This is a genomic window from Azospirillum sp. FG154 (genome assembly GCF_057809575.1).
Genome location: NZ_JBMDKF010000070.1, coordinates 1 through 396 on the forward strand (window position 1 = coordinate 1; position 396 = coordinate 396).

Consider the following 396-nt stretch of genomic DNA (forward strand, 5'->3'; position numbering starts at 1 on the left):
GCGTGCGGTCCAGCTTGGACTGGATTTCCGGCACGATTTCGCGGCCCCAATCGAAACCCCATTCCGGGACCGTGGCCTCGGCGAGGAACAGGTGTCCCAAATCGAAAGGCACGCCTTTGTTGTCGATCTCAATCCGCGTGACCAAGGGGCGGCAGCGGGTCGGCAGGTCGAGCACCGGGATCGCGTAGCCCGCCAGATCGCGCGCCGTCGGTCGGCCCGACCACAGGTTCCGGTCGGACCAGCGCAGGCCGCTCGTCCGCCAGCTCCGACCCAAAATCCGCCGCCATTCCGGCGTTGGCGCGCCCGGCGCCAAGGCCGTGCAAGCGTCATTGGCGGCGTATGTGATCCGCACCTCGGCGTCGCGGCGCAAGGTGGTGCCGGACACCATCAGCGCCG

Annotated in this window: 1 protein-coding gene; it reads right to left on the reverse strand. The window is 68.7% G+C overall.

The annotated features are described in order from the left end of the window. Window positions 1-396 (reverse strand): hypothetical protein (locus ACODS4_RS28145; protein WP_488869189.1); only part of this gene is annotated, 396 nt, incomplete at both ends.